Origin of the sequence: Agromyces sp. Marseille-Q5079, from assembly GCF_051016555.1 — a bacterium.
Taxonomy (GTDB): Bacteria; Actinomycetota; Actinomycetes; order Actinomycetales; family Microbacteriaceae; genus Agromyces.
Genome location: NZ_JBPEJF010000004.1, coordinates 255,572 through 270,548 on the forward strand (window position 1 = coordinate 255,572; position 14,977 = coordinate 270,548).

General features: G+C 71.8%; 13 protein-coding genes. 4 read left to right on the forward strand and 9 right to left on the reverse strand.

The genetic code is table 11. The features are described from left to right. Positions 1–143: 143 nt before the first annotated feature. Positions 144–1,073: a 5'-3' exonuclease gene (locus ACR3IO_RS11850; protein ID WP_434071409.1), complete on the reverse strand. Its 930-nt coding sequence runs from the start codon at positions 1,071–1,073 to the stop codon at positions 144–146. A gap of 182 nt (positions 1,074–1,255) precedes the next feature. Between ACR3IO_RS11850 and ACR3IO_RS11855 the strand changes: the two genes are divergently transcribed. Then, positions 1,256–2,851, forward strand: coding sequence for a serine hydrolase (locus ACR3IO_RS11855; RefSeq protein WP_434071410.1), 1,596 nt, complete (start codon positions 1,256–1,258; stop codon positions 2,849–2,851). 43 nt (positions 2,852–2,894) lie between these two features. Here ACR3IO_RS11855 and ACR3IO_RS11860 read toward each other — a convergent pair whose 3' ends face one another. The 8 genes from ACR3IO_RS11860 to ACR3IO_RS11895 form a co-directional block, all read right to left on the reverse strand. Continuing rightward, entirely contained in the window at positions 2,895–3,680 is a 786-nt protein-coding gene (locus tag ACR3IO_RS11860; protein WP_434071411.1) for a metal-dependent hydrolase, read from the reverse strand. Positions 3,681–3,808: 128 nt separating this feature from the next. Continuing rightward, positions 3,809–4,402 carry an energy-coupling factor transporter transmembrane component T family protein gene (locus tag ACR3IO_RS11865; RefSeq protein WP_434071412.1) on the reverse strand — a complete coding sequence of 198 codons (594 nt, stop codon included), beginning with the start codon at positions 4,400–4,402 and terminating at the stop codon, positions 3,809–3,811. A gap of 10 nt (positions 4,403–4,412) precedes the next feature. Further along, positions 4,413–5,093: an energy-coupling factor ABC transporter ATP-binding protein gene (locus tag ACR3IO_RS11870; RefSeq protein WP_434071413.1), complete on the reverse strand. Its 681-nt coding sequence runs from the start codon at positions 5,091–5,093 to the stop codon at positions 4,413–4,415. A 16-nt stretch (positions 5,094–5,109) separates the two neighbouring features. Next, positions 5,110–6,258, reverse strand: a complete 1,149-nt coding sequence (locus ACR3IO_RS11875; protein WP_434071414.1) for a thiolase family protein — start codon at positions 6,256–6,258, stop codon at positions 5,110–5,112. Further along, on the reverse strand, positions 6,255–7,481 hold the full coding sequence (locus ACR3IO_RS11880; protein ID WP_434071415.1) for a class I adenylate-forming enzyme family protein: 1,227 nt from the start codon (positions 7,479–7,481) through the stop codon (positions 6,255–6,257). Before ACR3IO_RS11880 ends, ACR3IO_RS11875 begins: the two co-directional genes overlap by 4 nt. Then, positions 7,478–8,122, reverse strand: a complete 645-nt coding sequence (locus ACR3IO_RS11885; RefSeq protein ID WP_434071416.1) for a biotin transporter BioY — start codon at positions 8,120–8,122, stop codon at positions 7,478–7,480. The genes ACR3IO_RS11880 and ACR3IO_RS11885 overlap by 4 nt, the downstream gene beginning before the upstream one ends. A 142-nt stretch (positions 8,123–8,264) precedes the next feature. Then, positions 8,265–8,705, reverse strand: a complete 441-nt coding sequence (locus ACR3IO_RS11890) for a hypothetical protein (RefSeq protein WP_434071417.1) — start codon at positions 8,703–8,705, stop codon at positions 8,265–8,267. 124 nt (positions 8,706–8,829) lie between these two features. Next, positions 8,830–9,018, reverse strand: a complete 189-nt coding sequence (locus ACR3IO_RS11895) for a hypothetical protein (protein ID WP_434071418.1) — start codon at positions 9,016–9,018, stop codon at positions 8,830–8,832. A gap of 150 nt (positions 9,019–9,168) precedes the next feature. Between ACR3IO_RS11895 and ACR3IO_RS11900 the strand changes: the two genes are divergently transcribed. From ACR3IO_RS11900 to ACR3IO_RS11910, 3 genes are read left to right on the forward strand one after another with little or no spacing between them, the layout of a single operon-like run. After that, a complete protein-coding gene (locus ACR3IO_RS11900) occupies positions 9,169–11,424 on the forward strand; it encodes a bifunctional alpha,alpha-trehalose-phosphate synthase (UDP-forming)/trehalose-phosphatase (RefSeq protein WP_434071419.1) in 2,256 nt (751 codons plus the stop codon). Between the two features lie 10 nt (positions 11,425–11,434). Next, positions 11,435–13,129, forward strand: coding sequence for a dihydroxy-acid dehydratase (gene ilvD / locus ACR3IO_RS11905; protein ID WP_434071420.1), 1,695 nt, complete (start codon positions 11,435–11,437; stop codon positions 13,127–13,129). A gap of 45 nt (positions 13,130–13,174) precedes the next feature. Further along, a complete protein-coding gene (locus ACR3IO_RS11910; protein WP_434071421.1) occupies positions 13,175–14,977 on the forward strand; it encodes an acetolactate synthase large subunit in 1,803 nt (600 codons plus the stop codon).

Here is a 14,977-nt window from a genome sequence, read left to right on the forward strand (position 1 = left end):
ACCTGCGGGGGTGCGAGACGGCGTGTCGCGGGCGCCCGACATTCACCGAGAATCGCGTCGAGATCCGCCTCGCCACGGGGTGGGACGGGCGGTCCGCCAGGAGTCGCGAGTGGGGGAGCGAGCGCCCCGGTGGAGCCCTCGGCTCAGCCGACGTTGCCGAGTGCGGCGAGCACCCGCGGCGCCGCACCGCCGAGGTTCCAGCGCTCGGCGAAGTGCTCGAACGCGGCGATCGCGTCGCCCTCGAGCGGGCGGATCGTCGCGTCGAACTCGCCGAGCTCGAGATCGCGCACGACCTCGACGACCTTCGGGGCGACGTCGAGGTAGGCCGAGGCGTCGGTGAGGCGGGCGCGCATCGTGGCCGACAGCGGTACGGATGCATCGACCGCGGCCGCGCGGATGCCGTCGAGGTCGACGAAGTCCTTCAGGAGGCTCGCGGCCGTCTTCTCGCCGATGCCCTTGACGCCCGGCAGTCCGTCGGAGGCGTCGCCGCGCAGGGCTGCGAAGTCGGCGTACTGCTCGGGCAGCACGCCGTACCTTCCGACCACCGACGCGTCGGTGAGCACCTCGAGCTTGCTCATGCCCCGCGCCGTGTAGATCACGCGCACGCCGCTCGCGTCGTCGACGAGCTGGAACAGGTCGCGGTCGCCGGTCACCACGTCGACCGGCACGCTCGCCTGGGTCGCGAGGCTGCCGATGACGTCGTCGGCCTCGTGCTCGGCGGCGCCGACGATCGGGATGCCGAGGATGCCGAGCACCTCGCGGATGAGCGGGATCTGCACGACGAGCGGGTCGGGCGCCTCTTCGACGTCGGGCCCCGTGACGACGACCTCGACGACCCGGTGCGCCTTGTAGCTGGGGATGAGCTCGACGCGCCACGCGGGGCGCCAGTCGTCGTCCCAGCAGGCCACGAGCTGCGTGGGTTCGTAGTCGGTGACGAGCCGCGAGATGATGTCGAGCAGGCCTCGCACGGCGTTCACGGGTGTGCCGTCGGCCGCCTTGAGCGAGTCGGGCACGCCGTAGAACGCGCGGAAGTAGAGCGAGGCGGTGTCGAGGAGCATCAGGCGTTCGGTCACAGGGCGATCCTGCCACGGACGACCGTCGACCACGACGGCACGGCCGTCGCACACTTGCGGCGAGCGACGGTGCGACCCCCGTCCGGGGGCCGCGCTGTTCTCGCCCGGACGATAGATTGTGCGAGTCGCACGGGGGGTGCGTCGACCTTTGGGGGAACCGCATGCGCCGGAACGGGGCTGTGGTGATCGGTGTGCTCGCGAGTGCGGTGCTGCTGGCCACGACGGGATGCACGATGGACGCGGCCGACTCCGCGGAACCGCTCTCGACCGATCGCCCGGGGTTCGGCGATCCGCGGGTCGACGCCGTGGGGAGCGTGACGGAGGAGCGCGTCGACGAGGCGGTGGAGGCCCTTCCCGAGCTCGTCGAGACGACCATGGCCAAGCGCGGGATCCCGGGCCTGGCCGTGGCCGTCGTGTCCGGTGACGAGGTGCTCTACGCCGAGGGATTCGGCGAGCGGAACGTCGACACGGGTGATCCGGTCGACACGGGCACCGCCTTCCAGATCGCGTCGATGTCGAAGTCGGTGGCCGCGACCGTCGTCGCGCACGAGGTCGCCGCGGGCACGGTGAGATGGGACACGCCGATCGTCGAGAACCTGCCCGACTTCGCGCTGTCGGACGCCTGGGTGGGCGATCACGTGACGATCGGCGACCTGTTCGCGCACCGGTCCGGCCTGTGGGAGCACGCCGGCGACGACCTCGAGGACATCGGCTACGGCCGCGACGAGGTCATCGAGCGCCTGCGCCTCCTGCCCCTCACGCCGTTCCGAACCTCGTACGCGTACGGCAACTTCGACCTGACGACCGCCGCGGAGTCCGTCGCCCGCGCGGCGGGCACCACGTGGGAGGACCTGTCGGAGGAGGTGCTCTACGCACCGCTCGGCATGGACGCCACGAGTTCGAGGTTCGCCGACTTCGAGGCGAACGAGAACCATGCGGACGGGCACATCCAGGAGGGCGACGAGTGGATCGTCACCCCGAGCCAGCGTGATCCCGACCAGCAGTCGCCGGCCGGCGGCGTCAGCTCGAGCATCGACGACATGGCGGTCTGGCTCGAACTGCTGATCGCGGCATCCGGTCCGGGTGCCGACCCCGACCAGGAGATCGAGGGCGTCCTGACACCGGCCGCCCTCGCTCCCGCACTGGTGCCGCAGGGCGACTCGGGTCTCTCGCGCACCGCGTACCAGCGGTCCTCCTTCTACGGCTACGGGTTCAACACGAGCGTCGGTCCGGGCGGCCTGACGTCGCTCGGGCATTCGGGCGCCTTCGCGCTCGGCACGGGAACGACCTTCAGCGTGCTGCCCGACGCCGGGCTCGGCATCGTGGTGCTGACCAATGCGAGCCCCACGGGAATCGCCGAGACGATCGCGGCCGACTTCATGGACCTCGCCCAGTTCGGCGAGGTGCGCCAGGACTGGTGGTCGCTGGCCCAGCAGCAGTTCCCCGCCGGACCCGAGCCGTTCGGCGAGCTGGTCGGCGAGACGCCGCCGTCCGATCCCGCACCCGCGAAGGCGCTCGCCGACTACGCTGGCGTCTACGCGAACGAGTACTTCGGGGACGCGACCGTCTCGGTCGTCGGCGACGCGCTCGAGCTGACCGTCGGTCCGGGGACGATCGTCTGGCCGCTCGAGCACTGGGACGGGGACGTGTTCGTGTTCGAACCGGTCTCCGAGAACACGGAGCCCGGCAGCGTCTCGCAGGCGACGTTCGACGGCGGGACCCTCGTGATCGAATCCCTCGACGCGCACGACCTCGGCTCGTTCACGAAGGTGGAATGAGCCGTGCGAGCGGATGCCGCGACGGAAACATGCGGCATGGCGGTCACCGTGACGTGAACCGCTCGAAGCCGATCAGCTGCAGGCTCTCGTAGGCGAAGCCGGCGAGGCAATAGAGGCCGAGGGCGGCGCCGAGCAGCGCCTCACGGAACGAACCGGTGTCGCCCAGCAGCGGCAGCGCGACGTGACCGCTCGCGAGCCAGACGCGGTTCACCACGGGCGTGTCGCGCCAACGCTCGGGCGGTCGGAACACCTGCGGCCAGATGAGGCCCGGCAGGCCCCCGGTGGTCAGGAAGTCACCCGCCAGATGCGCGACGAACCCGAGCGTCACCGCCAGCGGGAACCACGCCACCTGCTCGGGTGCGAAGACCACGATCGCCGCGCCGAAGGCGGCTCCGAGCACCCACGCAGTGAGCCAGGTACGCACGTAGTCGCGCGCCTTCAGCCCGAAGCACGTCAGGACGGCGGTGCCGATGCCGGCGCCGATCGCGATCGTGCCGCCGCCCTCGACCTCGAACGTGACGAGCGTGAGCGCCCAGGCGAGCACCGCGACGACGAGCACCGCGATCGCCGAGTGCGCCCCCTGGCGATGCCCGCCGGAGAGCGAGCCGATCGCCCTCGTCACGAGTCGTCCGAGCACGGGCACCGAGTGCGCGATGGTGGCGCTGTGGTGGTCGGCGTCGGGCAGGAGCGCCGCCCCGGCTGCGACGGCAGTGCCGGCGAGGACGCCGACGGGATCGAGCGGGTATACGCCGAGGCCGACGAACGGCATCGTGCTGGTGACGACGAGCCAGGTCGCGGCACCGCTGGTCGCGTGCGTGATGCCCATCATGGCGTGGCGCCCGTCATGGCGTGGTGCTCCTCCGATCGGCACGGTGCTCGGCCGAACGGCCGTGGCCCAGTCTGCCGGGCGCCGCCGACATCGCGCGAACCGATCGCGGTCGACGGGGCGGGTCGTCGTCAGTCGTCGAAGCCGCGGGCCGTCAGCGCCTCGCCGAGGTGCTCGGCCGTGCGCAGGGCGCGCACGATCACGGGCACCGCGAGGGCCAGCAGCGAGCCCTCGGCGCCGCGGGCCCGTCGGGCCTCCATGACCTCCCGCACGAGGTCGGCGAGCAACGGCACGCACCGGATCGTGAGGGCGAGGGCGAGGCCGACCCGGTCGGCGTCCACCCATCGGCGGAACGGGCGGAGCAGGGCCTGCATCGCGTCGAGCGTCGCGCTCACGGGGGTCGTGAGCGTGTAGAGCGCGGCCAGCGCGACGGCGATCAGGAGACGCACGGCCATGATCGAGGCCGCCTCCCATCCGCCGAACACGACCTGCACGGGCACCGCGAACGCGAGCACCCAGAGGATCGGCACGATCTGTCGCACCGCGGTGCGCACGGGCACGCGCGAGAGGAGGAAGAGGAGGAGGACGATCCCGGATGCCGCGCCCAGCCAGACTAGGGACCCGATGAGCGCCGTAGCGGTCACGAAGGCCGCGAGCACGGCGAGCTTCACGAGCGCCGGCACCCGGTGCAGGAGCGAGGTTCCGGGGTGGAAGACGCCGATCACGGTCGCGACCTCATGCGATCAGCGCCCGGTAGGCGTCGAGGGCGACCGCCGGCACGTCGTCGGCGACCACCCGGCCGGTCTCCATCACGATCACCCGGTCGAAGTCCTCGAGCAGTTCCAGCTGGTGGCTGACGACGACGAGCTGCTCGTCGAGCGACGTGAAGTACTGGGCGATGCGTCGCGCGTTCCGCGCGTCCAGCAGGGTGGTCGGCTCATCGGCGACGACGATCGCGGGCTCCGCGACCAGCACCGAGGCGAGCGCCAGCAACTGCTTCTGGCCGCCCGAGAGCCGGTGCGCCGGACGGTCGGCGAGCTCGACGAGTCCGAACCGGTCGAGCACCGCGTCGACGCGGGCCGCGGCATCCGCCTTCTCGAGCCGGTGACGGCGGAGCGTGAACGCGACGTCCTCGCGCACGGTGGGCATCACGATCTGGTTGTCGGCGTTCGTGAACACGAAGCCGACGCGACGACGCACGTCGCGGCCGCGACGCGACACGTCGAGTCCGTCGACGCTCACGCGCCCGACGGTGGGGGAGACGAGCCCGTTGATCATGCGGGCGAGGGTCGACTTGCCGGAGCCGTTCGCCCCGACGATGCCGACCCGACGTTCGCGCAGCACGAGCGACACGTCGTCGACGACCCGCTCGTCGCCGAAGTCGTGGCTGACGCCCTCGAACACGATCTCGCTCATGCCGGCTCCTTCTCGCTCATGCGACCCGCTCCACGATCATCGCCACGCCCTGCCCGCCGCCGATCGAGCACGCCGCCAGCCCGGGGCGGTGGTCGTCGGATGCGGCCATCCTCGCGGCGAGCCTGACGAGCAGCACGGCACCGGATGCCCCCCACGGGTGCCCGAGCGCGATGGCGCCGCCGTCGCCGCTGATGAGCTCCTCCTCGATCCCGAGCTCGTCGGAGACGGCGAGCACCTGGGCGGCGAAGGCCTCGGTGATCTCGACGAACCCGAGGTCGCGGACCCCGAGGCCCGCGCGATCGAGTGCGGCACGGGCCGCCGGCGCGGCGCCGAGCCCCGGCAGGGCGGGGTCGCCGCCGGCGACGGCCGCGGCGCGGATCCGCAGGGCGGGGAGTCCGAGTTCGCGCGCGATCCGCTCGCTCGTCACGGCCATCGCGGCTGCGCCGTCGGAGAACCCGCACGAGTTGCCGGCCGTCACGGTGGCGCCGGCGCCCGACGAGAACGCGGGGGAGAACCTCGCGAGTCGAGCGGCGTCCAAGCCCGCGCGGGGCCGGTCGTCGCGGGCGATGCCGTCGACGGCGACGATCTCGCCGTCGAACGCGCCGGCGTCGCGAGCGGATGCCGCGCGGGCGTGCGACCTCGCCGCCCACGCGTCCTGGCGGGCCCTCGTGATGCCGCGCAGCGCGGCCAGGGCGTCGGCCGCGGGCCCCATGTCGGGGTCGGGCAGGCCGGTCGGGGCGAAGGGGGCGCGCGTGAATCGCTCGCCGGAGTCGGGCCACAGGCGATGCGGCGCGGTGGACGCCGACTCCGCCCCGCCTGCCAGCACGAGCCCGGCGTCGCCGGCCTTCACACGCGAGGCGGCCTGGAGCACCGCATCGAGGCCCGAACCGCACTGGCGATCGACGGTGACCCCGGGCACCTCGTCGCCGAGCCCGGCCCGCAGTGCGCTCACCCTGGCGACGTCGCCACCGGGGCCCATGCAGTTGCCCAGCACGACGTCGTCGATGCGGATGCCGCCCGGAGCGACCAGGCGCGCGACCTCGGCGAGCACCGGGGCGGCGAGGGCGTCGACGGTGCGGGTCGCGAACGCCCGCCCCGCGGTGCCGATCGCGGTGCGGCGGGCGGCGACGATGACCGTTCCTCCGCCGTGCGCGCCCGGCATCATGCCCGGCCCGACCGTGTCGGCGCGGCGGACTCGTCGAGCCGGCCGGAGGCGAGGGCGTCGCGCAGTTCGCGGCGTGCGACCTTGCCCGACGCGGTGTGCGGCACGGGGGCCGCGAACCATCGCCGCGGCAGTTCCGGTGCCGTCAGGCGGCCGCGGGCGGCCCTGGCGACCTCGTCGAGCGAGGCTCCGGGTTCGAGCTCGACGACGGCGACGACGCGTTCGCCGAGCAGGTCATGGGGCTCGCCGAGCACGGCCGCGGCGAGCACGCCCGGCACCTCGACGAGGCGGGACTCCACATGCTCGGCGAGCACCGTGGCGCCGGCCGTCGTGATCGCCGCATCGCCTCGTCCGAGCACGCGCCAGGCTCCTGTGGCGACGTGCTCGGCGAGGTCGCCCACCGTCGCGAAGGCGTCGTCGTCACGGCGGAGCATGCCGCCGCCGATCACCCCGAGGGCGAGGTAGGGCGAGCGCGCCCAGAGCTCGGTCGCGTCATCCGTCGCGGCACTCGGGCGCAACTGCACCTCGACGCCGGGGAACGGTCGCAGGTCGCCGCCGCATCCGGCGAGCACGAACGAGAGCTCGGCGGCGCCGTAGTACTCGGTGAGGCGGATGCCGCGGTGCTCCGCCACCGCCCGCAGCGACGGTGCCAGGACCGCTCCGGCGACGACGACCGACGGCGGGCAGTGCCCGCTGTCGAGCATGCGGGCGAGCCGGGTCGGCGTGGCGTGCGCGACCGACGCGCCGTCGATGGCATCGGTCGCCGTCGCGCCGAGCCAGAGCGCGTGCAGCACCGCGTAGAGGTGCATCGACGCGTGCAGCGGGCCGGTGACGGCGATGCGATCGTCGCGGCCGAGACCGGCGACCTCCGCGAGCGGGCCCGCGGACGCCAGCCACGAGCGACTCGTGCGCGCGACGACGCGCGGGGCGCCTCCCGAGGAGCCGGAGGTGAGCAGTGCGAGCTCGGTGCCGGCCGGCAGCGATGCGGCGAGGGCGTCCGCCTCGCGCTGCGTCCCGCCGACGAGCACCGGTCGCCCGCGATCGAGGGCCGCGAGCACGCGGATGACGAGCGTCACGGCGTCGAGGCCCGCCGGGCATGCGACCGGACCGTCACCGGCCGGAAGCCCGGCGCCGGCGACGCCCTGCGCGAGCTCGACGTAGCGCACGGCCCCGCCCTCGAATGCGAGGGCGGTCGCGTGCGGCGAGCCGTTGAGCCAGTCGCTCATGCCGACGCGTCGACCTGCTTCCGGCGCGCCCACGGCCAGGCCTGCGGGGTGATGAGGCCGGGCCAGGCGCGGTGCACGCCCTTCGCGACGAGCACGGTGATCACGACCTTCACGATGTCGCCGGGAAGGAACACCAGCGACCCCGCGAGGGCGATGCCGAGCGGCGTGCCCGTGATCGCGGCGAACACCGGGACCCCGACGAGGTAGATGGCGACGATTCCGCCGAGGGCGGTCCACGCGAGTGCGGGCACCAGCGGGTACTTCGGGAGGAGGCGGGCCGTCGCCCAGCCGATGACCACGACGCCGAGGAGCCAGCCCAGGAGGTACCCCACCGACGGCCCCACGAAGACGCCGAGCCCGCCGCGCCCGCCCGACAGGAGCGGGAGCCCCGCGGCGACGAGGGCGATGAGCAGGAGCACCGAGAGGAAGCCCTTGCGGGCGCCGAGGATCGCGCCCGCGAGCATGACCCCGAGCGTCTGGAACGTGATCGGCACGGCGGCGGAGCCGAGGTAGAGCGCGCCGGGCAGGCCGAGCGCGGCGATGAGCGCGGCGAACACCGCGATCTGGGCGAGGTCGGTCGCCGTGCTCCGACGCTTCGGGCGCGGTGATGCATCGAGTTCGGCGTTGTCGGTGGCGGTCATCGGTGCCTCTCGGTCGTGACGGGGGAGAGCCGGAAGGCTCGTCCATCACGCTAGGGAAGACACGTCGGCGCCCGCTCGGATCGCCGTACAAGAATCCGGGGTGGATTTTGGAACGGTGTCGGCCGCGGCCGCGAGCGGCCGATCAGGCCGCGCGCGCCTCGAACTCGTGCTCGGCGTAGATCGGCGTCTCGATCGAGGCCTCGGTCGGGACATCAGTCGTCGCGACGTCGGCGGTGGGCTCCGCCCACACGACGAGCGGAGCCGGCTCCCAGCTCAGGGCGAGCGGCTCGGCCTCGGCCGGCACGACGACCGCGACCGCGTCGCGCTCGTCGAGCACCGCGCGCGTCAGCTCCGCCGAGATCTGGTGCGTGATGACCGCATCGAAGATCTGGTCGGTGTCGTCGTCGGAACGCCGGACCAGCGACCAGGCGCCGTTCGGCCCGATGAACTCGGACAGCTTCGCGTTCAACAGCTCGAACAGGTGTTCGCCGCGCAGGTCGGCCGCGGTGGGGCGCGGCGTCTTGGCGGCGGCGTGCGCGGAAGCCTGTGCGGCAAGCCTCGCTCTGCGCCAACGGCGGAACATCGGTGGCCCCTCTCGGTGGGAATTCGGTCCCGTGCGGTTCGGGCCGCGCGGAGCTGCATCCAGTGTCAGCCCATGAGGGTTCGGGATGCCGGTGAACACGCCGCGAACGGCGGACTTCCCGATGCTACTCGGTCAGCTCGCCGTCGCGAGCCTCCTCGGCGACGGTGCCGATCGCGATGGCGAGCGTCGCCGCCCAAGAGACCCACATGAGCAGCAGCCGCCAGTCGCGCGGCCCGGAGGCGGTGGCGCGCACGACGCCCACTCCGCTGATGATCGCACCGAGGACGGCTCCGCTGAAGAGGTACTTGCGCATGCAGCCACGCTACCGTCCGGAACCGCTCCCGTGCGAGACATCCGCCGACCCTTGACATCGGAGGCCGATGGCCTCAGGCGGCATCGCCGCCGACGGCGTGCGCCCGGCCACGGTAGCCTGAACCGGAACTCGAGAAGGGACTCCGGTCGCATGAACCCAGTTCACCAGGACCCCGACCTGTACGTCGATCACGCCTACGACATGATCGTCGTGTCGAACCGCCTCCCGGTCGACTACGAGGAGCAACCCGACGGCGGTGTGGGGTGGAAGAGCTCGCCCGGGGGGCTCGTGACGGCGCTCGAGCCCGTCATGCGCGCCGCCGACGGCGCCTGGATCGGATGGGCGGGCGTCGCGGACCGCGAGTTCGACCCGTTCGAGCACGACGGGATCTCGATCATCCCCGTGCCGCTCAGCGACTCGGAGCTCGAGGAGTACTACGAGGGGTTCTCGAACGACACCCTCTGGCCGCTCTACCACGACGTCATCGCGCCGCCGTCGTTCCATCGCGAGTGGTGGGACGCCTACGTGAGGGTGAACCGCCGCTTTGCCGAGGCCGCGGCGCGTGCGGCCTCCGACGGCGCGGTCGTGTGGGTCCAGGACTACCAGTTGCAGCTCGTGCCGAAGATGCTGCGCGAGGCGCGACCCGATCTCGTGATCGGCTTCTTCAACCACATACCGTTCCCGGCATACGGCATCTACTCGCAGTTGCCCTGGCGTCGCCAGGTGATCGACGGGCTGCTCGGCGCCGACGTCATCGGGTTCCAGCGCACGGCCGACGCGGGCAACTTCTCGCGCGCCGTGCGGCGCCTGTTCGGGTACCGCACGCACGGCACCGTCATCGACGTGCCCGACCCCGGCTCCGCGTCGGATGCCGAGGTGCGGCGCGTCGTCGCCCGCGCCTTCCCGATCTCCATCGACGCCGCGGGCTTCGAGGAGATGGCGCGGCAGCCCGAGGTCCAGGCGCGCGCCGCCGAGATTCGCGAGAGCCTCGGGAACCCCGAGACGATCATCCTCGGCGTCGACCGGCTCGACTACACCAAGGGCATCCGGCACCGCATGAAGGCGTTCGGCGAGCTGCTGCGCGACGGCCGCCTGAACGTCGAGGACGTGACCCTCGTGCAGGTCGCGAGCCCGTCGCGCGAGCGCGTCGAGACCTATCGCCAGCTGCGCGACGAGATCGAGCTCACCGTCGGGCGCCTCAACGGCGACTACGCGACGCTCGGCCACCAGGCCATCGCCTACCTCCACCACGGCTATCCCCGCGAGGAGATGGTCGCGCTCTACCTCGCCGCCGACGTCATGCTCGTGACGGCCCTCCGCGACGGCATGAACCTCGTCGCCAAGGAGTACGTGGCCTGCCGGTTCGACGGCGACGGCGTGCTCGTGCTCAGCGAGTTCGCCGGGGCGTCCGACGAGCTGCGCCAGGCCGTGCTCGTGAACCCCCACGACATCGAGGGGCTGAAGGACGCCATCGTCGAGGCCGTGCGGATGCCGCGGCGCGAGCGCACCCGGCGCATGCGCGCCCTGCGGCGCCGCGTGATCGACAACGACGTGGCCAAGTGGTCCGCCAGCTTCCTCGAGACCCTGACCGGCGCCGGCATCATCAAGGCCGGCATCACCGAACCGCTGCAACGCGCGATCGAGGAGCTGGCATCCACCGAGCGCCTGCTCGTCGCCCTCGACTTCGACGGCACGCTGGCGCCGCTCGTCGACCGTCCCGACGACGCCCGTGCGACGGAGCGCGCGAGGGCCGCGATGGCGCGCCTCGTCGCCGCACCCGACACGCGCGTCGCGCTCGTCTCCGGGCGGGCGCTCGAGAGCCTCGGGCACGTCGCCGAACCCGGCGACGGGGTCCTGCTGAGCGGATCGCACGGCGTGGAACTGAAGCTCGACACCGGCGCGATCACGCTCGACCTCCGAGACGCCGAACTGGCGAAGCTGGCACAGCTCGGCCGCATCATCGAGCAGGTCGCCGCCGAAACCGAGGGGGCGAGGGTCGAGCACAAGCCGGCCGGCCTCGCGCTCCACACGCGCGGGCTCACCTCCAGCGCCGCGACCGCCGTGCAGCTCGCGGCGCGCGAGCGCGTGGCGGCCGAGCTCGGCGGGGTGACGGTGCGCACCGGCAAGTCGGTGATCGAGTTCGCGGTGCGCTCCACCGACAAGGGGGAGTCCTTCATCCGGCTCCGTCAGCATGCACGGGCGACCGCCGCGCTCTACGTGGGCGACGACGTCACCGACGAAGACGCGTTCGCGTCGCTCGACGACGGCGACGTCGGGGTCAAGGTCGGCCAGGGCAAGTCCATCGCGCCCTACCGGGTGCGCAATCCCGACGACGTCGCGGAGCTGCTCGAGCGCCTTGCGACGGCTCGTGAAGCGGCGGCGGAGGGCGCCTCCCGCTGGCAATAGACTCGACAGCATGTCGGAGTTCGATCCAAAACCGCGTAGTCGCACCGTCACCGATGGCATCGAGGCCATGACCAGCAGGGGCATGCTCCGTGCGGTCGGCATGGGAGATGCCGATTGGGACAAGCCCCAGATCGGCATTGCCAGCTCGTGGAACGAGATCACGCCGTGCAACCTCTCGCTCGCCCGCCTCGCGCAGGCCGCGAAGGAGGGCGTGCACGGCGGCGGCGGGTACCCGCTGCAGTTCGGCACGGTGTCGGTCTCCGACGGCATCTCGATGGGCCACGAGGGCATGCACTTCTCGCTCGTCTCGCGCGAGGTCATCGCCGACTCGGTCGAGGTCGTCATGCAGGCCGAGCGCCTCGACGGCTCGGTACTGCTCGCCGGGTGCGACAAGTCGATCCCCGGCATGCTCATGGCCGCGGCACGCCTCGACCTGGCCTCCGTCTTCCTCTACGCCGGCTCGATCGCCCCCGGATGGGTCCGCCTGTCCGACGGCACCGAGAAGGACATCACCATCATCGACTCGTTCGAGGCCGTGGGCGCGGTCAAGGCCGGCACCATGAGCGCCGAGGACGCCCACCGCATCGAGTGCGCGTTCGCGCCGGGCGAGGGGGCCTGCGGCGGCATGTACACCGCGAACACCATGGCGTCGGTCGCCGAGGCCCTCGGGCTCTCGCTCCCCGGCTCCGCCTCGCCGGCCTCCGCCGACCGTCGTCGCGACTACTACGCGCACCGCTCGGGCGAGGCCGTCGTGAACCTGCTGAAGCACGGCATCACGGCCCGGCAGATCCTCACGAAGAAGGCCTTCGAGAACGCGATCGCGGTGGGCATGGCGCTCGGCGGCTCGACGAACATCGTCCTGCACCTGCTCGCCATCGCCCGCGAGGCCGAAGTCGACCTCACGCTCGACGACTTCAACCGCATCGGGTCGAAGGTGCCGCACATCGGCGACCTCAAGCCGTTCGGCAAGTACGTCATGAACGACGTCGACCGTCGCGGCGGCGTGCCCGTGCTCATGAAGGCGCTGCTCGACGCCGGCCTCCTGCACGGCGACGTGCTCACCGTCACCGGCAAGACCATGGCCGAGAATCTCGAGGAGCTGAACCTCCCGCCGCTCGACGGCGAGGTGCTGCGCACGCTCGACAACCCGATCCACGAGACCGGCGGCCTCACGATCCTGCACGGCTCCCTCGCTCCCGAGGGTGCGGTCGTGAAGACCGCGGGCTTCGACGCGGCCACGTTCGAGGGGCCCGCGCGCGTCTTCGAGCGTGAGCGCGCGGCCATGGACGCCCTCACGGCCGGAGAGATCAACGCCGGCGACGTCGTCGTCATCCGTTACGAGGGACCCAAGGGCGGCCCCGGCATGCGCGAGATGCTCGCCATCACGGCGGCCATCAAGGGCGCCGGCCTCGGAAAAGATGTACTACTCTTGACGGACGGTCGATTCTCAGGCGGCACAACCGGACTGTGCATCGGCCATCTGGCACCCGAAGCGGTGGACGAAGGTCCTATCGCATTCGTGCGCGATGGTGATCTGATACGGGTCGATATCGCAGCTCGTTCCATCGACCTACTTGTCGATGATGCCGAGCTGGCTGCCCGCCGTGAAGGCTGGGCTCCGCTTCCCCCGCGCTACACCCGAGGCGTCCTCGCGAAGTACTCCAAGCTCGTGCGCTCGGCCGCTGAAGGCGCCACCACGGGCTGAGTGCTGCGACTCTCCGCACACATCGCTCATCAGAACAGGAACCGAATGACCACGGAATCCAGTCCCGTGCCATCGCCCGCCCTCGTGCCGTCGCACGCACCGGTTGAGATCACCGGTGCCGAGGCGGTCGTCCGCTCGCTCGAGATGCTCGGCATCACCGACGTGTTCGGACTGCCGGGCGGCGCGATCCTCCCCGTCTACGACCCGCTGCTCGACAGCAAGAAGCTCCGGCACATCCTCGTTCGCCACGAACAGGGTGCGGGCCACGCGGCCCAGGGCTACGCGTCGTCGACCGGCAAGCTCGGCGTCGCGATCGCGACCTCGGGCCCCGGCGCGACCAACCTCGTCACCGCGATCGCCGACGCGCACATGGACTCGGTGCCGCTGCTGGCGATCACCGGTCAGGTGTTCTCGAACCTCATGGGAACCGACGCGTTCCAGGAGGCCGACATCGTCGGCATCACGATGCCGATCACCAAGCACTCCTTCCTCGTGAAGGACCCGAGCGAGATCCCGGCCACGATCGCCGCCGCCGTGCACATCGCCACGACGGGGCGTCCCGGTCCGGTGCTGGTGGACATCACCAAGGACGCGCAGCAGGCCTCGTTCGCGTTCTCGTGGCCGCCGAAGATCGACCTCCCGGGCTACCGCCCGATCACGAAGGCGCACGGCAAGCAGGTCACGGCGGCGGCGCAGCTGCTCGCCGAGGCCAAGCGCCCCGTGCTCTACGTCGGCGGCGGCGTCATCCGCTCGAATGCGTCCGCCGAGCTGCTCGAGCTCGCCGAGACGACCAACGTCCCGGTCGTGACGACGCTCATGGCCCGAGGCGCGTTCCCCGACTCGCACCAGCAGCACCTCGGCATGCCCGGCATGCACGGCACGGTCCCGGCCGTGATCGCGCTGCAGGAGGCCGACCTGCTCGTCGCGCTCGGCGCCAGGTTCGACGACCGCGTGACCGGCAAGGCGGCGCTCTTCGCACCCAACGCGAAGGTCGTGCACGTCGACATCGATCCCGCCGAGATCTCCAAGATCCGCGTGGCCGACGTGCCGATCGTGGGCGACCTGAAGGACGTCCTCGGCGACCTCGTCGCGGCCTACCGCGAGCAGACCACCGCCGGCACGCCCGACATCGCCGAATGGTGGGCCACGCTCGACGGACTCCGCTCGGAGTTCCCGCTCGGCTTCTCGCAGCCGAGCGACGGGCTCCTCGCGCCGCAGTACGTGATCCAGCGCATCGGCGAGCTCACCGGACCCGAGGGCATCTACGCGGCCGGAGTCGGCCAGCACCAGATGTGGGCGGCGCAGTTCATCAAGTACGAGCGTCCGAACTCGTGGCTGAACTCCGGCGGCGCCGGCACCATGGGCTACGCGGTTCCCGCGGCCATGGGCGCGAAGGTCGCCGAGCCTCACCGCGACGTGTGGGCGATCGACGGCGACGGCTGCTTCCAGATGACCAACCAGGAGCTCGCGACCTGCACGTTGAACGACATCCCGATCAAGGTCGCGATCATCAACAACTCCTCGCTCGGCATGGTGCGCCAGTGGCAGACGCTGTTCTACGACGGCCGGTACTCCAACACCGACCTGAACACGGGCCACGACAGCGTGCGCGTGCCCGACTTCGTGAAGCTGGCCGAGGCGTACGGCGCGCTCGGCATCCGCGTCACGAAGGAGGAGGAGGTCGACGCCGCGATCAAGCTCGCGCTCGAGACCAACGACCGCCCGGTCGTGATCGACTTCGTCGTCTCGGCCGACGCCATGGTGTGGCCGATGGTGCCGCAGGGCGTCTCGAACAGCTACATCCAGTACGCCCGCGATCACTCGCCGGCCTTCAGCGAGGAGGACTAA

Bases quoted from the DNA above. Each gene is read 5' to 3' on its own strand.
- ACR3IO_RS11860 (WP_434071411.1), bottom strand. From the start codon at position 3,680: ATGATGGGCATCACGCACGCGACCAGCGGTGCCGCGACCTGGCTCGTC.
- ACR3IO_RS11870 (WP_434071413.1), bottom strand. From the start codon at position 5,093: ATGAGCGAGATCGTGTTCGAGGGCGTCAGCCACGACTTCGGCGACGAG.
- ACR3IO_RS11875 (WP_434071414.1), bottom strand. From the start codon at position 6,258: ATGATGCCGGGCGCGCACGGCGGAGGAACGGTCATCGTCGCCGCCCGC.
- ACR3IO_RS11880 (WP_434071415.1), bottom strand. From the start codon at position 7,481: ATGAGCGACTGGCTCAACGGCTCGCCGCACGCGACCGCCCTCGCATTC.
- ACR3IO_RS11885 (WP_434071416.1), bottom strand. From the start codon at position 8,122: ATGACCGCCACCGACAACGCCGAACTCGATGCATCACCGCGCCCGAAG.
- ACR3IO_RS11890 (WP_434071417.1), bottom strand. From the start codon at position 8,705: ATGTTCCGCCGTTGGCGCAGAGCGAGGCTTGCCGCACAGGCTTCCGCG.
- ACR3IO_RS11895 (WP_434071418.1), bottom strand. From the start codon at position 9,018: ATGCGCAAGTACCTCTTCAGCGGAGCCGTCCTCGGTGCGATCATCAGC.
- ACR3IO_RS11900 (WP_434071419.1), top strand. From the start codon at position 9,169: ATGAACCCAGTTCACCAGGACCCCGACCTGTACGTCGATCACGCCTAC.
- ilvD (WP_434071420.1), top strand. From the start codon at position 11,435: ATGTCGGAGTTCGATCCAAAACCGCGTAGTCGCACCGTCACCGATGGC.
- ACR3IO_RS11910 (WP_434071421.1), top strand. From the start codon at position 13,175: ATGACCACGGAATCCAGTCCCGTGCCATCGCCCGCCCTCGTGCCGTCG.